Annotated in this window: 25 protein-coding genes; 14 read left to right on the top strand and 11 right to left on the bottom strand. The window is 64.8% G+C overall.

From position 1 onward, the window contains the following. Positions 1-81: 81 nt before the first annotated feature. Positions 82-1,005, top strand: coding sequence for a CAF17-like 4Fe-4S cluster assembly/insertion protein YgfZ (ygfZ, locus tag AC1DMA_RS01560; protein WP_478123240.1), 924 nt, complete (start codon positions 82-84; stop codon positions 1,003-1,005). Positions 1,006-1,373: 368 nt separating this feature from the next. Here the strand turns inward: ygfZ and AC1DMA_RS01565 are convergent, their stop codons facing one another. The 3 genes from AC1DMA_RS01565 to AC1DMA_RS01575 all read right to left on the bottom strand — a co-directional run bounded on the left by AC1DMA_RS01565 (position 1,374) and on the right by AC1DMA_RS01575 (position 4,029). Next, positions 1,374-2,102 (bottom strand): alpha/beta fold hydrolase, encoded by a 729-nt coding sequence (locus AC1DMA_RS01565; RefSeq protein ID WP_478143017.1) that lies wholly within the window; start codon positions 2,100-2,102, stop codon positions 1,374-1,376. A 119-nt stretch (positions 2,103-2,221) separates the two neighbouring features. Next, positions 2,222-3,097, bottom strand: a complete 876-nt coding sequence (locus AC1DMA_RS01570) for a YbgC/FadM family acyl-CoA thioesterase (protein ID WP_478143018.1) — start codon at positions 3,095-3,097, stop codon at positions 2,222-2,224. Then, entirely contained in the window at positions 3,094-4,029 is a 936-nt protein-coding gene (locus AC1DMA_RS01575; RefSeq protein ID WP_478143019.1) for an alpha/beta hydrolase, read from the bottom strand. The genes AC1DMA_RS01570 and AC1DMA_RS01575 overlap by 4 nt, the downstream gene beginning before the upstream one ends. Positions 4,030-4,171: 142 nt before the next feature. On the opposite strand from AC1DMA_RS01575, the gene AC1DMA_RS01580 reads away from it, so the two are divergent. Genes AC1DMA_RS01580 through AC1DMA_RS01595 form a run of 4 tightly spaced genes read left to right on the top strand, consistent with a single transcriptional unit; the run spans position 4,172 to position 7,035 of the window. Then, on the top strand, positions 4,172-5,308 hold the full coding sequence (locus AC1DMA_RS01580; protein WP_478143020.1) for an iron-containing alcohol dehydrogenase: 1,137 nt from the start codon (positions 4,172-4,174) through the stop codon (positions 5,306-5,308). Between the two features lie 34 nt (positions 5,309-5,342). Further along, entirely contained in the window at positions 5,343-6,008 is a 666-nt protein-coding gene (gene nthA, locus AC1DMA_RS01585; RefSeq protein WP_478143021.1) for a nitrile hydratase subunit alpha, read from the top strand. Beyond that, positions 6,005-6,673, top strand: a complete 669-nt coding sequence (nthB, locus tag AC1DMA_RS01590) for a nitrile hydratase subunit beta (protein WP_478143022.1) — start codon at positions 6,005-6,007, stop codon at positions 6,671-6,673. The genes nthA and nthB overlap by 4 nt, the downstream gene beginning before the upstream one ends. Next, a complete protein-coding gene (locus AC1DMA_RS01595; protein ID WP_478143023.1) occupies positions 6,670-7,035 on the top strand; it encodes a nitrile hydratase accessory protein in 366 nt (121 codons plus the stop codon). The genes nthB and AC1DMA_RS01595 overlap by 4 nt, the downstream gene beginning before the upstream one ends. 8 nt (positions 7,036-7,043) lie before the next feature. On the opposite strand, the gene AC1DMA_RS01600 is transcribed toward AC1DMA_RS01595, so the two are convergent. The 3 genes from AC1DMA_RS01600 to AC1DMA_RS01610 form a co-directional block, all read right to left on the bottom strand. Beyond that, the gene (locus tag AC1DMA_RS01600; protein WP_478143024.1) at positions 7,044-7,265 is read right to left on the bottom strand and encodes a hypothetical protein; all 222 of its coding nucleotides are present in this window, start codon (positions 7,263-7,265) and stop codon (positions 7,044-7,046) included. A 74-nt stretch (positions 7,266-7,339) separates the two neighbouring features. Next, entirely contained in the window at positions 7,340-8,410 is a 1,071-nt protein-coding gene (locus tag AC1DMA_RS01605) for a patatin-like phospholipase domain-containing protein (RefSeq protein WP_478143025.1), read from the bottom strand. A gap of 52 nt (positions 8,411-8,462) precedes the next feature. Continuing rightward, complete coding sequence (locus AC1DMA_RS01610) at positions 8,463-10,817, bottom strand: Tex family protein (RefSeq protein ID WP_478143026.1); 2,355 nt, start codon at positions 10,815-10,817, stop codon at positions 8,463-8,465. Between the two features lie 150 nt (positions 10,818-10,967). Between AC1DMA_RS01610 and AC1DMA_RS01615 the strand changes: the two genes are divergently transcribed. The 4 genes from AC1DMA_RS01615 (at position 10,968) to AC1DMA_RS01630 (ending at position 14,281) form a co-directional block, all read left to right on the top strand. Then, positions 10,968-11,465, top strand: coding sequence for a hypothetical protein (locus tag AC1DMA_RS01615; protein ID WP_478123230.1), 498 nt, complete (start codon positions 10,968-10,970; stop codon positions 11,463-11,465). A 61-nt stretch (positions 11,466-11,526) separates the two neighbouring features. Further along, positions 11,527-12,114 carry a DUF2239 family protein gene (locus tag AC1DMA_RS01620; protein ID WP_478123229.1) on the top strand — a complete coding sequence of 196 codons (588 nt, stop codon included), beginning with the start codon at positions 11,527-11,529 and terminating at the stop codon, positions 12,112-12,114. Between the two features lie 143 nt (positions 12,115-12,257). After that, positions 12,258-13,604 carry an MATE family efflux transporter gene (locus AC1DMA_RS01625; protein ID WP_478123956.1) on the top strand — a complete coding sequence of 449 codons (1,347 nt, stop codon included), beginning with the start codon at positions 12,258-12,260 and terminating at the stop codon, positions 13,602-13,604. Next, on the top strand, positions 13,571-14,281 hold the full coding sequence (locus AC1DMA_RS01630; protein ID WP_478123228.1) for a glutathione S-transferase: 711 nt from the start codon (positions 13,571-13,573) through the stop codon (positions 14,279-14,281). Before AC1DMA_RS01625 ends, AC1DMA_RS01630 begins: the two co-directional genes overlap by 34 nt. 21 nt (positions 14,282-14,302) lie before the next feature. On the opposite strand, the gene AC1DMA_RS01635 is transcribed toward AC1DMA_RS01630, so the two are convergent. Then, a complete protein-coding gene (locus AC1DMA_RS01635; protein WP_478143027.1) occupies positions 14,303-15,136 on the bottom strand; it encodes a mechanosensitive ion channel family protein in 834 nt (277 codons plus the stop codon). 186 nt (positions 15,137-15,322) lie between these two features. On the opposite strand from AC1DMA_RS01635, the gene AC1DMA_RS01640 reads away from it, so the two are divergent. Genes AC1DMA_RS01640 through AC1DMA_RS01660 form a run of 5 tightly spaced genes read left to right on the top strand, consistent with a single transcriptional unit; the run spans position 15,323 to position 20,264 of the window. After that, on the top strand, positions 15,323-16,354 hold the full coding sequence (locus AC1DMA_RS01640; RefSeq protein ID WP_478123226.1) for an amino acid ABC transporter substrate-binding protein: 1,032 nt from the start codon (positions 15,323-15,325) through the stop codon (positions 16,352-16,354). Positions 16,355-16,371: 17 nt separating this feature from the next. Next, a complete protein-coding gene (locus tag AC1DMA_RS01645) occupies positions 16,372-17,361 on the top strand; it encodes an ABC transporter permease subunit (RefSeq protein ID WP_478123225.1) in 990 nt (329 codons plus the stop codon). Beyond that, positions 17,351-18,460, top strand: coding sequence for an amino acid ABC transporter permease (locus tag AC1DMA_RS01650; RefSeq protein WP_478123224.1), 1,110 nt, complete (start codon positions 17,351-17,353; stop codon positions 18,458-18,460). The genes AC1DMA_RS01645 and AC1DMA_RS01650 overlap by 11 nt, the downstream gene beginning before the upstream one ends. A 17-nt stretch (positions 18,461-18,477) precedes the next feature. Beyond that, positions 18,478-19,275, top strand: a complete 798-nt coding sequence (locus AC1DMA_RS01655) for an amino acid ABC transporter ATP-binding protein (protein WP_478123223.1) — start codon at positions 18,478-18,480, stop codon at positions 19,273-19,275. Continuing rightward, positions 19,272-20,264 carry an amidohydrolase family protein gene (locus AC1DMA_RS01660; protein WP_478123222.1) on the top strand — a complete coding sequence of 331 codons (993 nt, stop codon included), beginning with the start codon at positions 19,272-19,274 and terminating at the stop codon, positions 20,262-20,264. The genes AC1DMA_RS01655 and AC1DMA_RS01660 overlap by 4 nt, the downstream gene beginning before the upstream one ends. A 20-nt stretch (positions 20,265-20,284) precedes the next feature. Here the strand turns inward: AC1DMA_RS01660 and AC1DMA_RS01665 are convergent, their stop codons facing one another. From AC1DMA_RS01665 to AC1DMA_RS01680, 4 genes are read right to left on the bottom strand one after another with little or no spacing between them, the layout of a single operon-like run. Beyond that, positions 20,285-21,511, bottom strand: coding sequence for a catalase family protein (locus AC1DMA_RS01665; protein ID WP_478123221.1), 1,227 nt, complete (start codon positions 21,509-21,511; stop codon positions 20,285-20,287). Further along, on the bottom strand, positions 21,508-23,022 hold the full coding sequence (locus AC1DMA_RS01670) for a Dyp-type peroxidase (protein WP_478143028.1): 1,515 nt from the start codon (positions 23,020-23,022) through the stop codon (positions 21,508-21,510). The genes AC1DMA_RS01665 and AC1DMA_RS01670 overlap by 4 nt, the downstream gene beginning before the upstream one ends. Then, positions 23,004-24,299, bottom strand: coding sequence for a hypothetical protein (locus AC1DMA_RS01675; RefSeq protein WP_478123219.1), 1,296 nt, complete (start codon positions 24,297-24,299; stop codon positions 23,004-23,006). The genes AC1DMA_RS01670 and AC1DMA_RS01675 overlap by 19 nt, the downstream gene beginning before the upstream one ends. A 4-nt stretch (positions 24,300-24,303) precedes the next feature. After that, positions 24,304-24,735, bottom strand: a complete 432-nt coding sequence (locus AC1DMA_RS01680) for a hypothetical protein (RefSeq protein WP_478123218.1) — start codon at positions 24,733-24,735, stop codon at positions 24,304-24,306. Positions 24,736-24,776 lie beyond the last annotated feature (41 nt).

Here is a 24,776-nt window from a genome sequence, read left to right on the forward strand (position 1 = left end):
CCGACGAAGGAAGCGATCAGACAGAAATAAGAGGAAGCCCTGCGGACCGAACGGAACGGAGCCGGCCATGATAATTCAGCGATGACCTCAGTCGTTTTGAATGGCGCCACCGCCCTTTCTCACCTTGGTGTGATCCGCGCCGAGGGCCCCGATGCCGCCAGCTTCCTGCATGGCCAGCTCACCCAGGACTTCGCCTTGCTCGATGCCTCGGAGGCGCGTCTTGCGGCACTTTGCACGGCCAAGGGCCGCGCCATCGCGAGCTTCATCGGCATCCGGCCGCAACCCGAGCGCGTCCTGCTGATATGCAGCCGCGACATCCTCGCCGCGACGCTCAAGCGGCTGTCGATGTTCGTGCTGCGCGCCAAGGCAAAGCTGACGGACGCGACCGGCGACTACGCGCTTTACGGCCTTGCCGGCACCGCCTTGACCGCGAACGGCGTGGATCCGGCCGGGCTTCCGGGACGGTCCGTTGCCGTCGGCGAGGCGCATGCCGTCACCCTCTACCCCTCCGATGGCGTTCCGCGCGCGCTGTGGATCGCGCCGGCCGGCCAGGCCGCGCCTCAAGGCGCCGTGCTCGATCCCGCGCTCTGGCAGTGGAGCGAAGTGCGAAGCGGCATCGTGACCCTCACCGCGCCCGTGGTCGAAGCGTTCGTGCCGCAGATGATCAACTATGAGTCGGTCGGCGGCGTGAACTTCAAGAAGGGCTGCTATCCGGGGCAGGAAGTGGTGGCGCGCAGCCAGTTTCGCGGCACATTGAAGCGGCGCACTTATCTCGTGCAGGCCAGCGACGAGATTGCTGCCGGCCAGGAAGTCTTCGCCGCCAGCGACGCGGAGCAACCCGTCGGCACTGTGGCGCAGGCCGCGCCCGCGCCAGATGGCGGGTGGGCCGGGCTGATCTCGATCCAGATCGCCGCCATCGACGCCGGCGGCCTGCATGCACGCTCGGCCGAGGGGCCGGCGCTTACCGTCGAGCCGCTGCCCTATCCGCTGGTCGAAGACATTTAGCGCCTTGCCCCGGCCGCCGCATTACCACAGCCGGCCCTTCTGCCAATCCCCTCGCGACAGAAAAAAACTTCAGCCCCGGAAGCAACTGCCCGTTCGATGAGCATCGCAGTGGAAGCCAAGCGGGATGCGGCTCCGGAAAGATGCTCAGGGGGTTATCCACAGAGTCATGCACCGGCTGCGGGGAAAAGAAAGTCTTGACTTTCAGTTTTTGGTGCAGTGCACAAAGCGCTTTCCTCATTGGGAGAAGCACGCTTTTCGTGCGCAGCGCCGATGCGGCGCAGCACGCCACCTTGGTGCGTGCTGCGTTCTCTTTTCCACAATGCTGCAGGAGCGATAACTCACTTGCGGGGCCTCGTGCGCCACTCGGTTCAGGCAAGCTTGAGCAGTTCAGCAGCAAGCTCCTCGGGCATGTCGACCATGACGTCGTGGCTGACCGGCATCTTCACCAGCCGCCAGCCGGGCGCCTTCTCCGTCTTGGCCGCGAAATAGCGGAAGGGACTCGGGTCCCAGTTGTCCGCGAGGATGTAGAGGCGGTCCTTGATCGTGTCGATGCCGCCCGTGAGCAGCAGCGGCATCTCGAAAGTCGCGAGCGCCTGCGGGCGGCAGAGCCGGTCGACGCGAGCGCGGTTTGCGGGGGCAATATTGAACATTTCGGCAGGAATCGGCTGCATCAGTCCGCTGTGGTGCTGCAAAGCGGTGCCGCGGAAGGACCCCAGAAACAGCCCGGCAACCTCGGGCGCCAATGCCTTGCTCAGAAGGCCGGTCAAGGAGTCGCCATGCTCGGGCACGAAGGCATCGAGGTAGACGAGAGATCGGATCTTCTCGCTCATGCGGTCCGCCACACCCGTGATGACCATGCCGCCATATGAGTGGCCGACGAGGATGACGTCGCTCAACTCTTCCCACTCGATGCAGCCGCAAACGTCGCGGATGTGAGTCTCCAGCGTGATGTTTTCCGCTGACTGGTGCGTCCGCTCACCGACGCCGGTGTGCGTGGGCGTGAAGACCGCGTGTCCGGCCGCGCGAAGTGCATCCGCCGTTTGCCGGTAGCACCAACCGCCGTGCCAGGCGCCGTGGACGAGAACAAAGTTGGCCATCGCTGTGTCTCCGGGTAGATGAGGAGCGGCCATCTTGAGCGGCGCCCGCGGCGCGGGCCATCGGGTAATCCCGGCGAGTCACAGCGAATCGCAGCGAATTGCAGCGAACCGGGCGAGGCTCAGAGCTTGCGTCGCATCTCGATGTGCGCGATGCCGGCCTCTTCGAAGGGCTCTCCCGACGGCGCATAGCCCAGGCGCACGTAGAAGCCTTCCGCACTGCGCTGCGCATGCAGGGCCACCTCACGTTCACCTCGCGCTGCCGCGGCGGCTTCGAGCGCGCGCAGCACGGCCTCACCGTGTCCGCCGCCCCGAAGCGTGCGGTGCACCGCCATGCGGCCGATGCGGCCTACGCCGGGTGACTCCGACACGAGGCGCCCGGTCGCGATTGTCTGGCCGAGCCGATTGCGCGCTACGGCGTGCACCGCGCTGGCGTCGTGCTCATCCCATTCGAGCTCCTTCGGAATGCGCTGCTCCTCGATGAAGACTTCGCGCCGGACCTTGCCCGCGCCCTCCCCGACCGCATCCCAGTTGCCGGTTGCAACCTCGCGCATCGGCTCGCCCGCCTCGAAGCCCATGAGAATTTCGCGCAGCAGGGGCGGCACCGGCTTCGAAGTCTGCGTGGCAGGGTCGGCATAGACATAGACCAACTCGCAAGTCACCAGCAGTTCGTCGCCCCGGAAGAGCCCGCCGGCGAACAGGATTGACGAATTGCCCACGCGAACGCACTTCATGCCGACGTCGAGCAGATCGTCCACGCGCGCCGAGGCGTTGAACTCGACCGTTGCCTTGCGCACGTAGAGGTCGCCGCCGAGCGATTGCATCGCCTCTTCATACGGCAAGGCCATCGCACGCCAATAGTCCGCAATGGCGGTGTCGAAGTACATCAGGTAGTGCGCGTTGAAGACGATTTTCTGCATGTCCACCTCGGCCCAGCGAACGCGCAGGCGGTGGAAGAAACGAAAGTCGGATTTCTTGAGGTGTTCTGCTTGGGTCATGGTTGCAAGGCTTCTTTGAGGGCGCGCGCTGCGTCGGCATGCGCCTGCAGCGCTTCGGGGATGGCGCGGCCCATCTTGACGAATTCGTGGATGACGCCGCGATAGATTTCCAGGTCGACGGGCACACCGGCTGCGCGCAGTTTGTCGGCGTAGGCAACGCCTTCATCGACGACCGGATCGTATTCGGCCAGACCGATCCACGCAGGCGCCACGCCTTCGACGTCTTCGGCGTTCAGCGGTGCGAAGCGCCAGTCGTCGCGATCGGCGGGCGAATTGACGTACTGGCTGAAGAAATAGCTGATGAGTGCCTCGCCCAACAACGGGCCTTGAGCGTATTTCTTGTGCGACGGCGTGTCCTGATGCGCGGCCGTGCCGGGGTAGAAAAGCAATTGCAGTGCGAGCGGGATCCCCGCGTCGCGCGCAAGAATGGCGCACACCGCCGCCAGCGTGCCGCCTGCGCTGTCGCCGCCGACCGCGATGCGAGCGCCGTCGAGACCCCACTGCACCGCGTTGTTTGCGAGATGCGCGAGCGCGTCCCACGCGTCGTTCGATGCAATCGGAAACTTGTGTTCCGGCGCCAGGCGGTAGTCGACCGAAACGACGGCGCAGCCGCTTTTCTGGCTCAACACGCGGCACAAGGTGTCATGCGTGGCAATGCTGCCGACGGTGAAACCGCCGCCATGAAAGAACAGCAGCACCGGCAATACCGCGTCCGACGGCGCATACAGGCGTGCCGGCAAGGCATAGCCGTCGCGTGCGGGCATGGTGAAATCGTCGACGCGCGCAAGCTGCGGCTTGGGTACTTCGAGCACGCCAGCGCCTTTTTCGTAGACGGCCTTGGCCTCCGCCGGTATCAAGGCGTGCAGCGGCGGCCGGCCGGCGCGCGCCATGCGGTCGACCACGCTGGCCATCTTGGGAGTGAGCGCAATCATCCGGTCAATGCCCGCCGACTGTCCCGGTCGCGTCAAGCGCAAGGGTTTTTTGAGTGTGCAAGGTGCGATGTGCTTGATAGATTCGAGGGCTCGCATCGTACCGTCCGCACTGTCCGCACCGCCTGCACTACACCGAAGTCCCATGGCCCTCATCCAGTACCTCACCCAGATCCAGTTCGAATTCGGCGCCGTCCGCCTGCTTCGCAGCGAATGCGAGCGCATCGGCATCCAACGCCCGCTGGTGGTGACCGACGCCGGCGTGCGCGCGGCCGGCATCCTACAGAAGGCGCTCGATGCGCTCGGCGACTTGCCTGCCACCGTGTTCGACCAGACGCCTTCCAACCCGACGGAAGCCGCGGTGCGCGCCGCCGCGGCGCAATATCGCGCCCACAACTGCGATGGCTTGATCGCTGTCGGAGGCGGTTCCGCCATCGATTGCGCGAAGGGCGTCGCCATCGCCGCCACGCATGAAGGCCCGCTCAAGACCTACGCCACCATCGAAGGCGGCTCGGCCAGGATCACCGATCGCGTTGCGCCGCTGATCGCCATCCCCACGACCAGCGGCACCGGCAGCGAAGTGGCGCGCGGCGCCATCGTGATCGTCGACGATCACCGCAAGCTGGGCTTCCACAGCTGGTTCCTGATGCCGAAGGCGGCCATCTGCGACCCCGAACTCACGCTGGGGCTGCCGCCAAGGCTGACCGCCGCCACGGGCATGGACGCCATCGCGCACTGCATGGAGACTTTCATGTCGGCCGCCTTCAATCCGCCGGCAGACGGGATTGCGCTCGACGGGCTCGAGCGCGCCTGGGGCCATATCGAACGGGCCACCAAGGACGGCAGCGATCGCGAAGCGCGCCTGAACCTGATGAGCGCGTCGATGCAAGGCGCCATGGCCTTCCAGAAGGGCCTGGGCTGCGTGCATTCGCTGAGCCACAGCCTCGGCGGTATCGACCCGCGCCTGCACCATGGAACGCTGAACGCCCTCTTCCTCCCCGCAGTGATCCACTTCAATGCCGGCGCCGATTCGGTGCAGAAGGACCAGCGTCTGCTGCGCATGGCGCAGGCCATGCACCTGGATTCAGCCGGCGACCTGGGCGAGGCGATCCGCGACATGTGCGGGCGGCTCGAACTGCCCAAAGGGCTGGCCGAAGTCGGGGTGACCCCCGCGATCTTCGAGCAGGTGATCGACGGCGCCATGGCGGACCACTGCCACAAGACCAACCCGCGGCTCGCCACGCGAGAGGACTATCGGCAGATGCTGGAAGAGTCGATGTAGAGCACCCACGGCCGTGTGGCGCTAGCATGCGGCCATGGCACACGACCACCACCCCGATCACACGCACGATCACACGCATGATCACACGCATGATCACGACGGCGACCACAGCGAATTGGGCGAGATGGACCTTCGGGTGCGCGCGCTCGAGTCCGTGCTCACGCAAAAGGGCTACATCGATCCCAATGCGCTCGATGTGCTCATCGACACCTACAAGACCCGGATTGGCCCGCGCAACGGCGCCCGTGTCGTCGCAAAAGCCTGGAGCGATCCAGCCTTCCACGACTGGCTGCTGAAAGACGCCACCGCCGCGATCGCCTCGCTCGGCTACACGGGGCGGCAAGGCGAGCACATGGTCGCGGTGGCCAATACGGACGACCGTCATCACATGGTGGTTTGCACGCTGTGCAGTTGCTATCCATGGCCCGTGCTCGGTCTGCCGCCGACCTGGTACAAGAGCGCGCCCTATCGATCGCGTGCGGTCAAGGATCCTCGTGGCGTGCTGTCGGAGTTCGGTGTCCATCTGCCCGAGTCGACGACCATCCGCGTGTGGGATTCGACCGCGGAGGTGCGCTATCTCGTGGTTCCGCAACGCCCCCCGGGCACCGACGGCTGGAGCGAAGAGGCATTGGCCGAACTGGTGACGCGAGACTCGATGATCGGCACCGGCTTGGCGCGCACGCCGGAGGCCGCACGATGACCTACATCAGTCACGCAGACATCGGCGGCCGCGACATGCCGGGCGCGATCGTGCCCGAACCCGAGGACGAAATCTTCCACGCGGACTGGGAAGCGCGCGTGCTGGCGCTGACGCTGGCGATGGGCGGCACGGGTTCATGGAACATCGACGCGAGCCGCAGCGCTCGCGAAACGCTGCCGAACTACGCCCGGTTGAGCTACTACCAGATATGGCTGGAAGCGCTCGAAAAGCTCATGGCCGAGCGGTCGCAGGTACTGCCTGACGAACTCTCCAGTGGGCGCATGCTGCACCCGCCGCAACCCGTCAAGCGCGTGCTGCAGGCCGCCGATGTCCCGGCCGCGCTGGCGCGAGGCACATCGGCAGAGCGCCCCGCCAGTGCGCCTGCGCGCTTCTCCATCGGCCAACGGGTTCGGACGCGCGCCGGCCATGTCGAGCATCACACCCGCTTGCCCGGCTATGCGCAGGGCAAGGTCGGCACCATCGAACATCTGCACGGCATGCATGTCTTCGCGGATGCGCACGCGCAAGGTCTGGGCGAGCAGCCGCAATGGCTCTACACCGTGGTCTTCAATGGACACACGCTCTGGGGCCCGAAGGCGGCACCCGGGCTCAGCGTTTCCGTGGATGCATGGGAAAGCTATCTAGATCCAGAGGCCGCCGAATGAACACGGCAGCGCAGCTATTGCCGGGAATGCCGACGAAGGATGGCATCGAGCCGGTGTTCCGCGAACCGTGGGAGGCGCACGCCTTCGCGATGGCGGTGTCGCTCCATCAGCGCGGCCTGTTCACCTGGCCCGAGTGGGCCGATGTGCTGGCAAGCCAGATCAGCGCCGCTCAGGCCGCTGGCGATGCAGACGTGGGCGACACCTACTACCACCACTGGCTCGCGGCGCTGGAGACATTGGTAGCGAGCAAGGGCGCGAGTTCGCCGGGCGAACTGGCGCGTTACCGCGACGCCTGGGACCACGCCGCCGACCGCACGCCGCACGGCCAGCCGATTGAATTGCGCGAACAGGATTTCGGCTAGCTGGCGGATCAGGGTTTCTTGCCGCCGAAAACCAGCAGCACGCCCCCGAGCACGACGGCACCCACGCCAACCCAGATCGGGAATTCGACTTCCTGCTTTTCCTTTACCGACAACTGGAGCGGACCGAGCTTGAGTTGATGGGTTTCCCTGGTGAAGCTGAACCGGTCTATGCCCAGCGCGGCGATGCCCGCAACGATCAGGATCAATCCGACAATTCGGGTCACGGTCATAGGGTGTGTCTCCGGTGTTCCGGCACTTTAGCCCCGTCGCGCGGCCCTGCCTATCAAAGCGAAAGCGGCACAACCTAAAGGGGCAGAACCTCGCCTGCGCTGTCCGCGTGCAGCCACTCGGCAAGCTCATCCGCCAGCCGCTGCGATTCCTTGGCCGCAGTGCTCCAGGCTTCGATTCGGCCGGCCGCATCATTGCCGTAGCGCACGAAATCGTTGCGATCCGGCAACTTTCCGTTCGGCAGCGACCGGACCCATTCAGGTGCGGGCGCAAGCACCACCGTGCGATCGAGAAAGCCGGTGGCCTTGTGGCGCCACTTGAGTCCCTTGTCGAGCCAGCCCGGAACCACCGCCTTCTGGAAATGCGGATACAACACCACGCCATCCGCGTTCGCGTAGTTCAGATGCAGGTGGTAATCGGTGATGCCGCCATCCCAATAAGCGCCGGGCGGCGCACCCGGAATGTCGTGCACTGCTTCGAGCATGAACGGGATCGAGCACGAGGCCTGCAGCGCCAATTCGAAGTTGTCTTCGATCAGGTCGACCTGGCGCGTGCGGAAATCCTGCGTTGCAAAAGGCAGCTTGGCGCCCGGCGTGGAGAACACCACGCGCTCCAGCCATGCGCCCAGGCTCTTGCGTCGCACGCTGTTGGTGATGAATGCGCCCAGGTACCCGACAGGGGTGCGCGCGGGCCCCTCCCGGCCAAGGATGTGCCGTCCTCGTGAAGTGATCACGTGCAGGCTGTAGCGCGAGTGGCCCAGCACCTCGTGGGCGCGACCGCCATAGAAGCCGCGCAGACCCTCGCCGAAGAGCGCGCTGATCTGCTTGGCGCTCAATCGCTTTTCGCCCTCGGGCACTTCGAAATGCTGATGGATGTAGCCGTGCTCGAACTGCTCGAACGCTGTCTTCGCATCGGTGAGGCACGCATTGGCGAGCCTCCAGGCGCCGATCGACGCCCCGACCAGATCGATCGGCTGCGTGGACTTCGAGAGCCAATCGCCGAAAAGGAAACGATCGATGGGCCCCAGGATGAGGCCCTTGGGTCCGCCCGCCGCGCCGGGAATGGTTCGCACATCCTTCGCCCGCAGTCCGTGCGCCGTGATGTGTTCGCGGGCGGCCGGTCCTGCATAGATGCGAAGCGCTTTCATGATCCGTGCACTGGCAAGAATCGTGCGCCCGCAAGCATTGGCGACATGAGGCCTACTTGCGAAGGCCTTGCAGCTTGGCAAAGGCCGACGCCATCTGCCCCGCCGGCTGCGGCGAGTTGTCGCGGCGCGGACCTTGTTGCCCTCGCCCAGCGCCTTCAAAGCGGTTTTCGCGCGGACCATCGCGCCGCGCAGGCGCCGCATCGAGCTTCATCGAAAGCCCGATGCGCTTGCGGGCCACGTCGACCTCCATCACCTTGACCTTGACGATGTCGCCCGTCTTCACGACCTCGCGCGCGTCGTTCACGAACTTGTGCGAAAGCTGGCTGACGTGCACAAGCCCATCCTGGTGCACACCCAGGTCCACGAAGGCACCAAACTGCGCCACGTTGCTCACGGTGCCTTCGAGCACCATGCCTTCGACCAGATCCTTGATGTCCTCGACGCCGTCATTGAAGCGCGCCACCTTGAAGTCCGGGCGCGGGTCGCGGCCTGGCTTCTCGAGTTCGCCGAGGATGTCCTTGACCGTGATGACGCCGAATTTCTCGTTCGCGAAAAGCTCCGGCTTGAGCGTCTTCAGCATCTCCGCGCGGCCCATCAATTCGGCCACAGGCTTGCCTGTCTTCTCGATCATCTTCTCGACCACCGCATAGGTTTCCGGATGCACGCCGGTCATGTCCAGCGGATTCGCGCCGCCGCGAATGCGCAGGAAGCCCGCGCTTTGTTCGAAGGTCTTGGCGCCAAAGCCACTCACGTCCAGCAGTTGCTGACGGCTCGCGAATGCGCCGTTGGCCTCGCGCCAGCGCACCACTGCCTTGGCGACGCTCCCCGACAGGCCGGACACACGCGACAGCAGAGGCACGCTGGCGGTGTTCAGGTCGACGCCGACCGAGTTCACGCAATCTTCGACGACCGCGTGCAGCGTGCGCGCGAGTTCGCTCTGGTTCACATCGTGCTGGTACTGGCCCACACCGATGGACTTGGGATCGATCTTCACCAGTTCGGCCAAGGGGTCCTGCAAGCGCCGTGCAATGCTGGCCGCGCCGCGCAGGCTCACGTCGACGTCCGGCATTTCCAGCGACGCGAATTCGCTGGCCGAATAGACCGAGGCGCCGGCTTCGCTCACCACCACCTTTTCGACGTTCTGCGGCTCGACGCCGGCTTGTGCACTCATCTTCGCGAGCAGCTTGATGAGATCGGCGGCGAGCTTGTCGGTTTCGCGGCTTGCGGTGCCGTTGCCGATGGCGATGAGATTGACGCTGTGCTTGGCACACAGTTTGCCCAGCGTATGCAGCGAGCCTTCCCAGTCCTTGCGCGGCTCGTGCGGAAACACTGTCGCCGTCTCCACGAGCTTGCCGGTGGCGTCGACCACCGCAACCTTGACGCCGGTGCGGATGCCCGGATCGAGCCCCATCACTACGCGCTGGCCGGCCGGCGCGGCAAGCAGCAGGTCGCGCAGGTTGTCGGCAAAGACCTTGATGGCCACCTTTTCGGCTTCTTCACGCAGCCGGGTGAACAGGTCGCGCTCGGTCGACAGCGCGAGCTTGACGCGCCAGGTCCACGCAACGCACTTGCGGATCAGGTCATCGGCCGGACGGCCCGCATGGCTCCAGCCCAGATGCAGCGCGATCTTGCCTTCCGCAATCGAAGGCTTGCCGGGCTCGGGCTCGACCGGCAGCACGAGCTTTGCGTCCAGAATTTCTTGTGTGCGTCCACGGAACACCGCCAGCGCGCGGTGCGACGGCACGCGGCCGATCGGCTCGTCGTAGTCGAAGTAATCGCGAAACTTGGCGATGTCCGCGTTGCTCTCGTCCTTGCCCGCCATCAGGCTCGACTTGAAGAGACCTTCGGACCAGAGCCACTCGCGCAGGCGTTGCACAAGCACCGCATCTTCGGCCCAGCGCTCGGACAGGATGTCTCGGACCCCATCGAGCACCAGTTGCACCGTCGAGAAATCGAGGCCGTCGGCGGCCGGCTTCACGAATGCAGCGGCCTCTTCGGCCGGATTCAAGGCCGGATCGGCAAAGAGCTTGTCCGCCAGCGGCTCGATGCCTGCTTCGCGCGCCATCTGCCCCTTGGTGCGGCGCTTGGGCTTGAAGGGAAGATACAGATCTTCGAGCTCCTGCTTGGTCGGTACGGCATCGATCGCGGCGCGCAATTCGGGCGTGAGCTTGCCCTGTTCGTCGATGCTCTTCAACACCGCGGCACGTCGGTCTTCGAGTTCGCGCAGGTAGGAAAGGCGCACCTCCAGTTCACGCAGCTGGATGTCGTCGAGGCCGTCCGTGGCCTCCTTGCGGTAGCGCGCGATGAAAGGCACGGTGGCGCCACCGTCGAGCAGGTCGACGGCAGCCTTCACCTGGTGCTCACCAACCTTGATCTCGGCCGCGAGCTGGCGAATGATCTTTTGCATGTCTGAAGAACGTCCCCGAGTCCGGCACCGCCATCGGGCGCCTTGCGAATAAAGGGCAGAAGTTTACGCGCTGGCAGAGGGTCCGAAAGGCGTGGGCGGGCTCTCAGTAGTTGTTGTTCGGCGGCAGGTGCGCGGCCAAAATGGTCCGCAATGCGCTTCCTCAAAAATCTCCCGCAGACGCTCCTCATCATCGTGCTCGTGCCGGTGCTACTGTTCGAGGAATGGGGCTGGGATCCGCTCGCAAGGCTTGTGGCGCAGTTCGCTCGGCTGCCGATCTGGGCGCGCGCGGAAAACTCGGTGCGGCGATTGCCGCCATGGGGTGCGGTGCTGGTTTTCTTTTCGCCGATGCTGCTGCTGTTCCCGGTCAAGCTGCTGGGCTTGTTCCTGCTGGCCGAGGGGCACGCCAAGAGTGCGCTGCTTCTGCTGCTTGCCGCCAAGGTAACGGGGACCGCGATCCTGGCTCGGCTGTTTCAGTTGGTCGAACCGGCGCTGATGCGCATTCCTTGGTTCGCGCGCTGGTATCCGCGCTGGAAGACATGGAAGGACAACCTGCTTTCGCTCGTGCGGCAAAGCGCGCCTTGGCGGGCGGGCCGGCGCGTGAGGAACGACACGCGCCGCTGGTGGCGCAACGTGCGGCGCGCGCCCTGACTTGTAAGGTTTCATCCGGGTAGATTGCAGGATCTTTTTTGCCCGGGTATTATTCGCGCCCATGAAATCATCCGCTTCCGAATCTCCCCCTGAATCCCATCTCACGGCTTTTGCGGGTTTCCGGTGCGTCGCCTCCGGCCCGCGCTCGCAGGTCATTGCCCAGTTGCGCAAACAGAACAAGCGCGCAGACTCGACGCCGCCCTTTGTTTTCGATGACGCCACGGGCGAACGCCTGGACCTCGATCTGCGCGACGAAGCCGTGGTTGGTTCACAAACGTCCTCGGCAGACGAGCAGTCCGCACGCAGCGTCGGCCGGCCAAAGCTCGGCGTGGTGGCACGCGAAGTCACGCTGTTGCCGCGCCATTGGGACTGGCTCGCGCGCCAACCCGGCGGAGCCTCGGTGGCCCTGCGCCGTCTCGTGGACGAGGCGCGCCACGTCCACGCCGATCGCGATGCGACGCGCGCCGCGCGCGAAGCCACCTATCGATTCATGACCGCCATCGCAGGCGACCTGCCCGGCTTCGAGGAAGCCACCCGCGCGCTCTTTGCGGGCGAGCGCGAGCGATTCGACGAGCTCATCGACCCCTGGCCCGGCGATTTGCGAACGCACCTGAACAAACTCGCCGCCGCGGCATGGAGCGCCCCATGAAGCCGCCGATCCAGACCGCCGGAACCACTGCCATGGATGCGGACGACATCCAGCACGCCGGCGAAATCGCCGCGCCTCCCGCGTCGGTGTCCGATCCGGTGCCGCCGCCGATCGCATCGCATGCCAATCCACGGGCGGCCGCCATGGCGTCGCGCCCGCTGTGGAAGACTTTCCTGATCTTTCTTGCGCCGATGTTGTTGAGCAACATCCTGCAATCTCTGTCGGGTACGCTGAATAACGTCTATCTCGGACAGATGATCGGCGTCGGCGCGCTCGCGGCGGTGTCGGGCTTCTTTCCGGTGATGTTCTTCTTCATCGCCTTCACCATCGGCCTGGGCGCTGGTGCGTCGGTGCTGATCGGCCAAGCCTGGGGCGCGCGCGAGCCCGACAAGGCTCGGGCCGTGGCTGGCACGACGCTCACCGTGGGCGTGCTGTTCGGCCTTTGCGTGGCCCTGTTCGGCGGCGCGTTCACCGAGCCGATGCTGCGCCTGCTGGGCACGCCGCCCGACATCCTCGCCGACGCCACCAGCTACGCGCGAATCATCCTGATCGCGATGCCCGGGCTCTTCGTGTTCCTGCTGTCGACCGCCATGCTGCGCGGCGTGGGCGACACGGTGACGCCGCTCTATACGCTGATGATCTCGACCTTGCTCGGCCTGGTGATCACCCCCGCGCTCATCCGCGGCTGGTTCGGTCTGCCCCAGCTTGGCGTGGCGAGCGGCGCGTGTGCCACGGTGATCTCGTTCGTGGTCGCGACGGCATGGCTCGCTTTTCACTTGCGGCGCAAGAAGAGTCCGCTTGCGCCCGATGCCGACTTCATGCGTCACCTGCGCGTGCGGCCTGCGCTGCTCAAGGCTGTGCTCAAGGTCGGCGTGCCGACGGGAGTGCAGATGATCGTCGTGTCGCTGGCCGAGATCGCCCTGCTTTCCTTCGTCAATTCGTACGGCTCGCATGCAACGGCGGCCTATGGTGCGGTGAACCAGGTGGTGGCGTACGTGCAGTTTCCGGCGATATCGATCGCGATCACTGCGTCCATCCTCGGCGCGCAAGCTATCGGCGCGGGGCAGGTCAATCGCCTCGGAGCCATCACGCGTACGGCGCTGCAGATGAATCTCGTGCTCACGGGATCGCTGGTGGTGCTCGGCTATCTGTTCTCGCGCCCGCTGATGGGCTTCTTCATCACCAGCGAACCGGTGATCGAGGTGGCGCAGACGCTGCTGCACATCATGCTTTGGAGCACGGTGATCTTCGGCATGGGCTCCGCGCTGTCGGGGATCATGCGGGCAAGCGGCTCGGTGCTTGTGCCGACGAGCATCTCGATCTTCTGCATCGCGCTGATCGAGGTTCCGGTGGCATGGTGGATGAGCCATCGATTCGGCCTTAACGGCATCTGGATCGCATATCCGGCCGCCTTCACGGCGATGCTGACGATGCAGGCTTGCTACTACCGCTTCGTATGGCGCAAGAAGACGATTCGCCGGTTGATCTGAACGCCGGGGACGCGCCACCTCGCGCGGCCCTCCCCGTCCTGTACTCGTTCCGCCGCTGCCCCTATGCCATGCGTGCGCGCATGGCCATCGCGGCAAGCGGCCAAACGTGCGAGCTGCGCGAAGTGGTACTGCGCGACAAGCCTTCCGAGTTGCTCGCGGCTTCGCCCAAGGGAACGGTGCCGGTGCTGGTCGATGTGGATGGCCGTGTCATCGACCAAAGCCTGGACATCATGCTCTGGGCCTTGCGGCGAAACGATCCGCAAGGATGGTTGCCGGAAAGCGCAGAGGCGCTCGAGGCCACGCTGAGTCTCATCGCCGAATGCGACGGCGATTTCAAGCGGCATCTGGATGGCTACAAGTATCCGCAGCGGCAGCCGGGCGGCGATGCCGAGACGCACCGCATGCAAGGCACTGCTTTTCTAATGCGGCTCGATGTGCGCTTGCAGACGTCGCGCTGCCTGCATGGCGAGCAACCCGGCTTGGCGGACATCGCGATCGCACCTTTCGTGCGTCAGTTCGCGCAAGTCGATCTGGCGTGGTTCGACGCACAGCCCTGGCCGCCTCTGCGCGAGTGGCTTGCGGCACGGTTGAACGCGCCGATCTTTGCGCGGGTGATGCAAAAGTATCCGCAGTGGCGCGCCGGCGAGCCCGGCATCCGCTTTCCGGCAAGCGCCTGAGCTCTCGCGTCGAGGCGCGGCTCAGGAGAAGGTCGGCCCCGGCGCCGGACCCCACGCAGGATCGCTGCCGAAGCTCCCCGCGAGACGGGTCAACAGCTTCGATCGCGTCGCGGCGATGCTCTTGTCGTCGTCCGTGCGAAAGCGCAGTTCGAGTTGCGCGGTGGTGCCGTCGATGCGGGTCAGTACGCAGGAGCCCACCGCATCGGGCCCGAGTGTGTCGGTCGCAACCGCAAGCGCCCGCGTGCAGGCCGCGTCGATGTCCGCATCGCGGCCGATTCCGATCTCAACCTTCATCGGAAAATGCGGGGTGTTGGCCGTCAGGTTGATCGTCACTTGGCTCGCGGCGACGCTGTTCGGAAGCACCACCATCCGTCCGTCCCAAGTCCTCAGCGTGGTGTAGCCCAGCGAGATGATCTCCACCTCGCCGACCTCGGTGCCGCTCGGCGCGGTGACCTGCAGCGTGTCACCCAGACGAAACGGGCGGTAGATGGTGATGGCGACGCCCGCCACCAGGTTTCCCAGCGTGCTTTGTGCGGCCAGGCCGATGACGACGGAAGCCACGCTGGCACCGGCCAGCAGCGCAGTGCCCATGGCCCGCAGCGCAGGAATGAGATGCGCATACAGGATCAGTGCCAGCACCCAGATCAGCGCAGTTGCCAATTGCTGCACGAAGTTGATCGTGGTGCGGTCGATGTATTCGCGCCGCGTCATCGCCTTGTGCACGGCCAGCGTCAGTCCGCGCGACAGGATCGACGCGCCCACCATGAACAGAACAAGATAGATCAAGGCCCCGACCAGCGTGTCGGGGCCCAGGAAGGAAAGCAGGTCGATTCCCCCCACTGTCAGCGCGTGCATGTCTTTCGCCTCTGGCTTTGCGTGAATGTGGCCTCGCAGTCTAGACACGCGCCGCGGCGAGCCGCGTAGGACCTCGCCGATGCGAATGTGGAGGGTCTCCGGTCTGCTCCGGCAGGGTTTCTGTGGGTCGGATACATCGACGACCGGTGATACGCTGCACCGCGATCCAAACAACCACAGAGACACATGCGCAAGCCAAGATCCCTCTCGACTGCACGAAAGACATTGCTCGCCCTCGCCGCGCTGGGGGCGCTCACAGGCATCGCGCGGGCCGACGTGCTCGACGACGTGAAGGCGCATGGCGTCGTCAAGTGCGGCGTCACGCTGGCCGCGCCGGGTTTCTCGGCCGAAGACAACGCCGGCAAGCGCGAAGGCTTCGACGTCGACCTGTGCAAGGCCATCGCCGCCGCGACGCTGGGCGACGACACGAAGATCCAGCTCGTGCCGATGGACCTCAAGACGGCCTTTGCCGGACTGCCCACCGGTGCTGTCGACGTGCTCACGCACCGCTTTACATGGACGCAAAGCCGCGACGTGAGTGGCCTCAAGTTCCCGAAGGTGATGTTCTTCGACGGCCAGGGCTTTGCCGTCACGACCAAGTCCAAGGCCAGCAAGATCGCCGACCTGAACAACGCCACGATCTGCACGGCGCAGGGCAGCACGTCGGAACTCATCGTGGCGGACTACTTCCGCGCGCACAAGCTCAAGTACAAGATCGTGACCTTCGCCTCGCAGGAGCAGGCGTGGGACGCTTTCGTCGGCAAGCGCTGCGACGCGGCCATCAACGACCGCTCGGGCCTGGCGGCGCGGCTCGCCAAGCTGCCGAATCGCGATGAGTTCAAGGTGCTGGCCGAGACCGTTTCCAACGAGCCCATCGGGCCGATCGTGGCGCAAGGACAGCCGCGGTGGGAAGCCCTCGTGCGCTTCACCATGAATGCGCTGGTGGCGGCGGAAGAACTCGGCATCACGCAAGCCAACGTCGACGAGCAGCGCAACTCGCAAAGCCCGGACGTTCAGCGCCTTCTGGGCACGACGGGCGACTTCGGCGTCAAGCTCGGCGTGAACCCGGACTGGGCCTACAAGGCGATCAAGGCCGTGGGCAACTACGGTGACGTGTGGGATCGCAACGTCGGCCCGAAAACCGCCCTGCGCCTTGACCGTGGCCGCAATGCACTGGTCGCCAACGGCGGCCTGATGATGGCGATTCCAGTCCGTTGAAGAGACAAGCTCGCAAGATGTCCCGCGCCGTTCTCATCGAACGGCTGCCGGGGTATGTCCTGCAGCTTTCGTTGCTGGCCGTGATCGGATGGCTGGCGTGGCGCGGCGTCTCGAACTTCCTCACCAATGCGCACACGCTCGGCGTCTCGATCGGCTGGGGCTTCCTGCGCACCGAAGCGGGCTTCGAGATTGCGCAGGCGCTCGTCCCGTTCGGGCCGGCATCGACCTACGGCCACGCCATCCTGGTGGCGACGCTCAACACGCTGCTGGTCGTGACGCTGGCCATCGTGTTCAGCACGCTCATCGCACTCTTCATTGCATTCGGACGGCTCAGCACGCATCCGCTGGTGCGCGGGACTTCGACAACTTACGTCGAGGTGTTTCGCAACATCCCGATGCTGCTGCAGATCTTCTTCTGGTACTTCTCGGCGATTGCGCTGCTGCCGGACGTGGGCGAGAGCCTGCACCTCGGCCCTGCATTGCTGAACAACCGCGGACTGTTCCTGCCGCACCTGATGATGTCGGGCGCGAACGGGTTGAGCTGGGACATGCCCGTGGTGGAGGGCTTCAACGTCAGCGGCGGCTTTGCGCTCTTGCCCGAACTCATCGCGCTGACGCTGGGCCTGTCGATCTACAACAGCACTTTTCTTGCGGAAATCTTTCGTGCGGGCATCCTGTCGGTCCCGCGCGGGCAATCGGAGGCCGCTGCCACGGTGGGACTGAGCGGCGCGCGTGCCGCCTTGCTGGTGGTTCTGCCGCAAGCGTTGCGCGTGGCACTGCCTCCGGCTGCCGGGCAATACCAGACGCTCGCGAAGGCATCGTCGCTCGCCGCCGCCATCGGCTATCCGGACGTCATGCAGATCGTCGGCGGAACGGTGCTGAGCCAGACCGGCCAAGCGCTCGAGGCAATGGCGCTGGTGGTCCTTCTGTATGCGGCCATCAATCTCGCCATTGCCTTTCTGGTGAACCTGGCAAACCGCCGCTTGATGAAACGCCATGCACGTTGACACGAGCCGCTATGTGCGTGGCGCACTGATCGCCGCGCGGCCGCTTCCGGCGGCCACGACGACCGCGCTCATGCGATGGCGCAGGATCTGGTTTCCGGGGCCGGCCATGGGATTGATCTCGCTGCTGTTGCTATTGGGGGTCATCCTCATGGCATGGCGCTTTCTTGACTGGGCCGTGGTGAATGCCCATTGGACAGGCACTTCGAGCGACGCTTGCCCCGACAGCCGCGGCGCCTGCTGGGCCTTCGTGACTGCGCGATGGAAGCCCTGGCTGGTGGGCGACTATCCGTCGGACCAGCTTTGGCGCGCGTGGGCCTGCTTCGCAGGGTTCGCTTTGTTCTGGACCTGGGTGATCCGTCGCGCGCGCGGTGCCAGCCTGCAGCGCGTGTTGATCGGCTTCGTGTTGCTGCCGGTGATCTTCTTCTTGCTGTTGCTCGGCGGCGGCGTTCTGCCCTTCGTGCCGCCGACGCGCTGGGGCGGCCTGCTGCTCACTTTGGTCGTGACGCTCGCCACCTTTGCCACTGCCCTGCCAATGGGGCTCGCGCTCGCGCTCGGCCGCCGCTCCCGATTGCCCGTGGTTCGATGGCTCTGTGCGGCGTTCGTCGAATCCATGCGCTCAGTGCCCTTGCTGGTCGTGCTGTTCATCGCGGCGACATTGCTGCCGATGTTCTTGCCCAGAGGCCTGGACGTCGATCTTTTCTCGCGCGCCCTCGCCGCTTTCGCGCTGTTCAATGCAGCGATGGCGGCGGAAGTCTTTCGCGGCGGGCTGCAATCGATCGGACGCGGGCAGTTCGAAGCAGCGACGACCGTGGGTCTCAGCGACTTCATGGCGTTGCGCCTCATCGTGCTGCCCCAGGCGGTGACGGCGGTGGTGCCGGCGCTGGTCAACATCATGATTGCGATCATCAAGGAGACCACGCTTCTGTCGGTGATCGGCGTCAACGATCTGCTCGGCGCGGTCGAGACCGGTGCCAAGTCACCCGGTTGGGTGGGCGACGCCAACATCCTGACTTCGGGCCATGTCTTTCTCGCGCTCGCCTATCTTGCCGTCTGCTGGGGCCTCTCGCGCTACAGCCAACGCCTCGAAGGCTCGCGCTGACAGCGATTGAATCCTCGATGACGAACATGCCACCCGCGCCTTCCAGAGCCTCCAGCGAAGCAACCGCCACCGCCATGGTGAGGATGACGGGCATCAACAAGTGGTACGGCGACTACCACGCGCTGCGCGACATCGACCTGCAAGTGATGGCCGGCGAACGCATCGTGATCTGCGGCCCATCGGGCTCGGGTAAGTCGACGCTGGTGCGCACCATCAACCTGCTGGAGCCGTTCCAGGAAGGGCATCTGCATGTTTGCGGTGTCGAGGTCGGCGCCGACGAGATCACGCGCAGCGCGCGGCTTGCCGTGAACCGGCGCGTGGGGATGGTGTTCCAGCAGTTCAATCTCTTCCCGCACATGACCGCCCTCCAGAATCTCACGGTCGGCCCTGTGTGGGGCATGGGTGTCAGCCGCAAGGAGGCGCATGCGCGCGCCATGCACTACCTTGAACGCGTCGGTCTGCGCGACCATGCGCACAAGCATCCGGCACAGCTCTCCGGCGGGCAGCAGCAGCGCGTTGCCATTGCACGCACGCTGTGCACGAAGCCTCAGGTGGTGCTCTTCGACGAGCCCACCGCTTCACTCGACCCCGAGATGGTGAACGAAGTCTTGCAAACCATGGAGGGCCTGGCGAGTGAAGGCATGACGATGCTGATCGTCACGCACGAGATGGGCTTCGCGCGCCGCGTCGCCGACCGCCTGATCTTCATGGACCAAGGCCAGATCATCGAGACCGCACCGCCCAACGATTTTTTCGACCGACCACAAAGCCCGCGCCTGCGGGCCTTCCTGAACACTGGAGATACAAGACCATGACAGTCATCGACGTTCACACCCACATGTTCACCACCCGGTGGCTCGAACTGCTCAAGAAAGAGGGCGGGATCTACAACATCAAGATGCGGCCCGATGGCCAGCAGGAGATCTTCCGAGGCGACACCCCGGTCGTGCTTCCGCAGCGCGGGCACTTCGACTATGACCTGCGCATCAAGCACATGGATGCGGCAGGCATCGACGTGTCGGTGGTGTCGCTCACCTGCCCCAATGTCTATTGGGGCAACGAAGAGATCAGCTGCCGGGCAGCGGTGGAGTCGAACGACACGATGGCCGAGGCGCAGACCACGTACCCCGATCGCATCCGCTGGTTCACGTCGCTGCCTTGGGAATATCCACAGCGTGCCATCGAAGAGCTGCAGCGCACTTGCGACAACCGCACGGCCGGCGCCGTCGGCGTCATGGTTCTGGCGAACATCGCGGGCCGAAGCCTGACCGATCCGCTCTTCGCACCCATATGGGCCGAGATCGACAAGCGTGGCCTGCCGGTGCTCGTGCACCCGACGGACCCGCCCGGCGTCGACATGATGGACATGACCAAGTTCGACCTGAGCTGGTCGGTAGGCTTCATGTTCGACACCACGCTGGCGATCACGCGCATGATCTTCGAAGGCTTCTTCGACCAGTATCCCAATCTGAAGATCATCGCTTCGCACGGTGGCGGCACCCTGCCCTACCTCGTCGGCCGCTTCGAGAAGGGCGACGAGGTCGAGATCCCAAGCCGTCGCCAGATGAAGCGCAAACCGACCGACTACCTGCGCCACATCTACTACGACAGCATCACCTACAACCTGGGCGCGCTGCAGTACCTGATCTCGGTGGTCGGCGCCGAACACGTGATGTTCGGTACCGATTGGCCGCATCAGGTGCACGACACCAAGGGCGCATTCGCCAACACGGCAAGGCTGCCGGCCGAGCAGACCGCCGCGGTGCGCTCGGGCAACGCGCAGCGTATCTTCAAGCTCGGCTGAGGGTCCCTGCGCGCGTTCCTTTAATCGAACACCTCGTCCCCGTCAGGCTCATAGTGCGGCATCGCGTTCATGTTGTGCCGCAGTGTCGACAACGCCCAGTACATCCGCTTTCGCGCCCGGCTCTGGTTGCCAAGCGGGCGATGGTCGGGAATGGTGTGCCATGGGTTGTATGACAGCCGTTTGGCGAATTCCATCTGCGCGCGCGAGTCGAACTTCTGGCGCGGCAGCCGCAGCGTCGCGACGCTGACGCGCGGAGACAGCTTCTCGGGCCACAGCACGCCGGCGTTCTCGATCGGCATGAGGTGCGGATCGGTCTGCATCTGCACGCGGACATCGAGTTCGACGTCGCCTTCCGTGAGCGAAGCCACCATGGCCTTGCGCAGATAGTCGTCGGGCGGGCGAAACGGCAGGCGCGGTATGGGCGTGCGCTTTGGGGTCTTCGGCCATATCGAATACTGCATCGCCTGCCCTTCGCCCATCAGGTAAGGCACGCAACTGAAATACGGCGCCTCGAAGGGACTGCTCTGGGTCTTGATGAACAGCGACTGCATGATCAGATCGAGCATGTGCGACTCACGCAAGTTGACGAAATAGAAGATCTGCGCGTTCTTCACGCTCTCGATCTGCAATGCCGCATTGCACCTGGCGTCGGGCGTGACAAAGGTCGGGGTCGAGACCGCGAACATGTCCAGCGTGTGCTTCTCGTCGTCCATCAGCTTCGGTCCGGGGACGCCCATCAGCTTGATACTGATGCTCATGAAGCCCACGTCGTCGATGTCCGGCGTGATGTAGGGGCCGGGCCCTGAAAAGCGCACCCACGCAGGAAACGTCTGCGCATTTGCGTAGATGCCGCGCTTCATGTGCTCCGGTATGTCGTCGTGCACGATGAATTCGCCGCGCACGATGCCTTGCGTCTTGGTGTTGCCGCCGCGCTCGAAGCCGCCGGGTTTCCAGAGGTCGGTCATTTGCCGCGTGAAGCTCTTGACGATCGAATCCGTGAAGCTCTCCTCGTCCGGCAACAGCCGTTCTTCCGCAATCTGGAGCCCTTCGTCCGTGCGACGGCTGTTGATCAGGGAGGTGGCCAAGCGCGCGAGCGGGTCACGCAGGAGCGCATCGAAGGCCGGCCGCACAAAGGGATCGAAGCGGCGTTCGATGCGGATCATCGCCATGCCCGCATCGCTCACCAGATTGCGCCAGGCGGACCCCGTATTGGCCCGAGGCGTGGGGCGGCTCACGTTCGAGTTCATGGTTCGATCCTCGAGATGTACCGCAGCGCGCGCAGTCCCGGCAGGAAGAAGTAGGCGCCGCCGAGCACGGTGACGAACTGCGGCAGTCCGCACACCCGCCGCGATGGGCCGGAAGGCACTGGCATGGAAAAGCTGCCGGCGGCGGTGCCGTCAACGCGCGGCAGATGGCTTCCGATGAGCGGATCGCTCTCGTCGGCAAGGCCGTCGAACCGGACGCCCGACAACCATGCGGACTGCACGAACTCGAACTGACGTGCGATGTTCGCGCCAAGGCAGATGAAGTGCAGGCCGATGCCCTCACCCGCACTGCGGCCCGCGAGGGCATCGTCCAGCGTCATGCCAGGGCCGTACTCGCGGCCGCGGCGCAGCAGCCGATGAAAACGCGTCGACGACACGAGGTCGTTGGCAAGCGCGTCGGCATCGAAGCCGAGCGTGCGCACCGCCCACGAAATGAATCCCGGCTCTCCCGGCGGAAGATCGGCGTTGCGGGGATTGCTGCGCCGGATGTGCGCACCGACCGGACAGCGCACGCCCCTGATGTCATCGCGGTAGGTGAAGGTATTGAGAGGATCGCTCTCGCCGTCGATGGCTTCATCGGGGCGGCCCATCAGCGGCTCGCCTTCCATCGTTCGTCCCACCATCGCTTCGGCCAACTGCTTGCGCGCTACAGGATCGCCTTGCGCTTCGCGGTCGATGAAACGCCAGAAGCCGCCGACGTCTTGCTCCAGTTGGCGAAGCACCAGGTAGCTGCCGTTGAGGCCGAGGTCCGCCTTGTCCGGATCGTCTTCGGCGCGCGCGAGCACCGCGTCGGGGTCGCGCTGTGCGTCGAGCAAAGGCCGATCGGTGAAGCTCCCGTACTCATTTGGATAGCCGAGCAGGTATTCGCCGAGGCACGAGAGATTGGTGTAGTCCTGGCGCTCGTGGTCGCGTGGCGCACGCTCGCGTTGCCAATCGACCGTGGGTTCCGAGATACCGTCGACAAATCCGAAGGGCTCGACGCCGTCCATGTCGGAGGTGTCGAGGATGGCCAACTGCTCGAAGCCTTCCTCCGCGCCAGCCATGGCGATGCCGCCCCAGTCGATCAGCCCGCCAGGCAATGCGTAGAGCATCACCATCACATGCGGCATCGTGTCGTCGGTGCCGCCCCAATGCCAGTGCGCCGGATCATTCGCACCGACATCGCCGAGGCGGCGCGCGCGGCTGGAATCGCTGTTCATGCCGACGATGAACTCGGACGAGAAGCCTTCGATGATGTCTTCGCCCACACCGAGTGCACGCAAGCCGGCACTGGTGAATGCGATCTGCAGCGCCGTCTCCGGCGGCGAATCGCGTCGCGTCGCACTGGTGACGGGCGCGGCGGCCAGCCATGCGCGCGCGGCCTCGGCGTTCGTCACGCGCAGCAGCAGAAAACACGCCTGCGTGAGGCGTCCATAGCCAAACCGCACAAGGCCCTGGACATCGCCGTAGTCGACCGATCTTGCAGGGCGCGCCGTCATAGAAGCCTCAGCCATGCGAGCGCTTGCGCGTCGCTCATGGTCGTCATTTCGAAGCCGTCGCGAATGCGCTGGTTGCGGTCGAGATCAGTGAGAGTGAGCCCGGGGTAGGCCTTGTACCAGACCTGTGTCGGCAACTGGTGCCGGCGCTGGTAGTACTTGAAGCGAAGTTCGTGCCGCGCGCCGCCCATCACCAGCCAGTCGGTGCGCGGCCAGCCGAATCCGTTGCTGAAGATCAGGTTGAGTCCCCATGCCGCCTTGTTGATGAAGTCGTCCATGTAGCTCTCGTGGCTGCCGTCGTAGTTGCTCGCGAACAGCACGCGCCGCTTGTCGTCGATGAACACCCAGCGCGCGAAATGGATCGTTTGCACGCGTGCCAGATGGCCTCGCCCGAAGATGTGCCGGCAGGCGTAGTTGATCAACAGCAGCACGAGTTGCGTCAGCCAGCGCCGGAACCATCCGGGCTTGACCGGCCCGAGGGCCGTGAAGCTGTTGGTGAGGTCATGGTCTTCGAGCGCCTGCATTTCAAGCACGGCTGCCCTGTCAGGGCGCGGGCAGAACTCGGGATCAGCCTTCTCTGCGCGGCGCAGCATCACGATCACAAAGGGCGACAGCACGAGCACCAGCGGCAGCAGAATGAGCCCGACCAACGGGATGCCGATGGCGTGGATGCAGTTGCGAAGTTGCCAGTCGAATGGCGTTCGCTCGGCGGAGTTCAGCAGAATGCGGCCCTCCAGTTGTTCCTCTTGCACATAGGCCAGCAATGCCCGTCGCGTGCCTTGCGGATCGGTTTGGGCAGTGCCGTCGCGCGGCACCTGCGCGGACAACGCGCGTTGCAATGCGCTGTTCTGATGAATCTGCTGCACGGTGCGGCCGATGCGGTTCACATAGCTTGCGGCCACGGGCACATCGTGTGCCAAGAGCCATGTCAAGAGATCTCGGCCGGGATCGAAATCTGCACAGTGGGCGAAGATGCGGCGCAACCCGTCGCCCGCGATGACAGCGAATTCGGCGAGTTGCGCTTGCGCAGGGCCATCGCATTCGCCAAGGAAGACCAGGTAGTTCGGCACGCCCGGCCGCTCAAGCCCGAAGACTTCGAGGTCCGCCATCGTCGTGTTGTCGAGCAGCGCAAATCGCGCGAAGTGCAAGCGCTCGAAGCCGCCGAATGGCACCAGGGTGTTCGCAGGGTCCGCCATGCCGGGCAACGCGTTCATGCTCTCCAGCAATGCCTTCAACTCGGACTCTCGACCTGCCGCGAGCGGCGCGATCACCATGAAGTGCGATTGGGGAGTCACCGCATCAGAACTGAAGACAGAAGTCGAACAACCTGTTCTTGTCCCAGTAGACCTTGCCGAGATAAAAGTTCGGTGAGATCAGCCTGATCTCGTCGCGGATCCAGTGCGCCACCAGTGAGGTGTGCGAGTAATCGATGACTATGCACTCCTTGCCATCGAGCCAGCTGTCGCCTTTTGACACCTTGGCGACGACGGCTTCCAGGCCGAAGGCCGTGACCTTGTTGATCAGTTCGCCCTTGTCCGGGTCGAACACTTTGCCCTGCCAGGTGAAGAAGTTGATGATCTTCGCGATCAGCTCCGAAACGTCGGTACCCGGGGCAATGATCGCTGTGCCCTCCGCCTCGCCCGTCGGAATGTCGCCCGCCGGGCTCTCGCGAAAGAGATCGTCGAGTTGCTGCTGCGACATATCGAGCAGTTGCTGGGCGTCATAAGCCATGCGCGTTCTCCTCCGGGGAAGCCCCTCTGTTCAGAAAGTGT

Source organism: Variovorax sp. 05N34 (genome assembly GCF_056397405.1).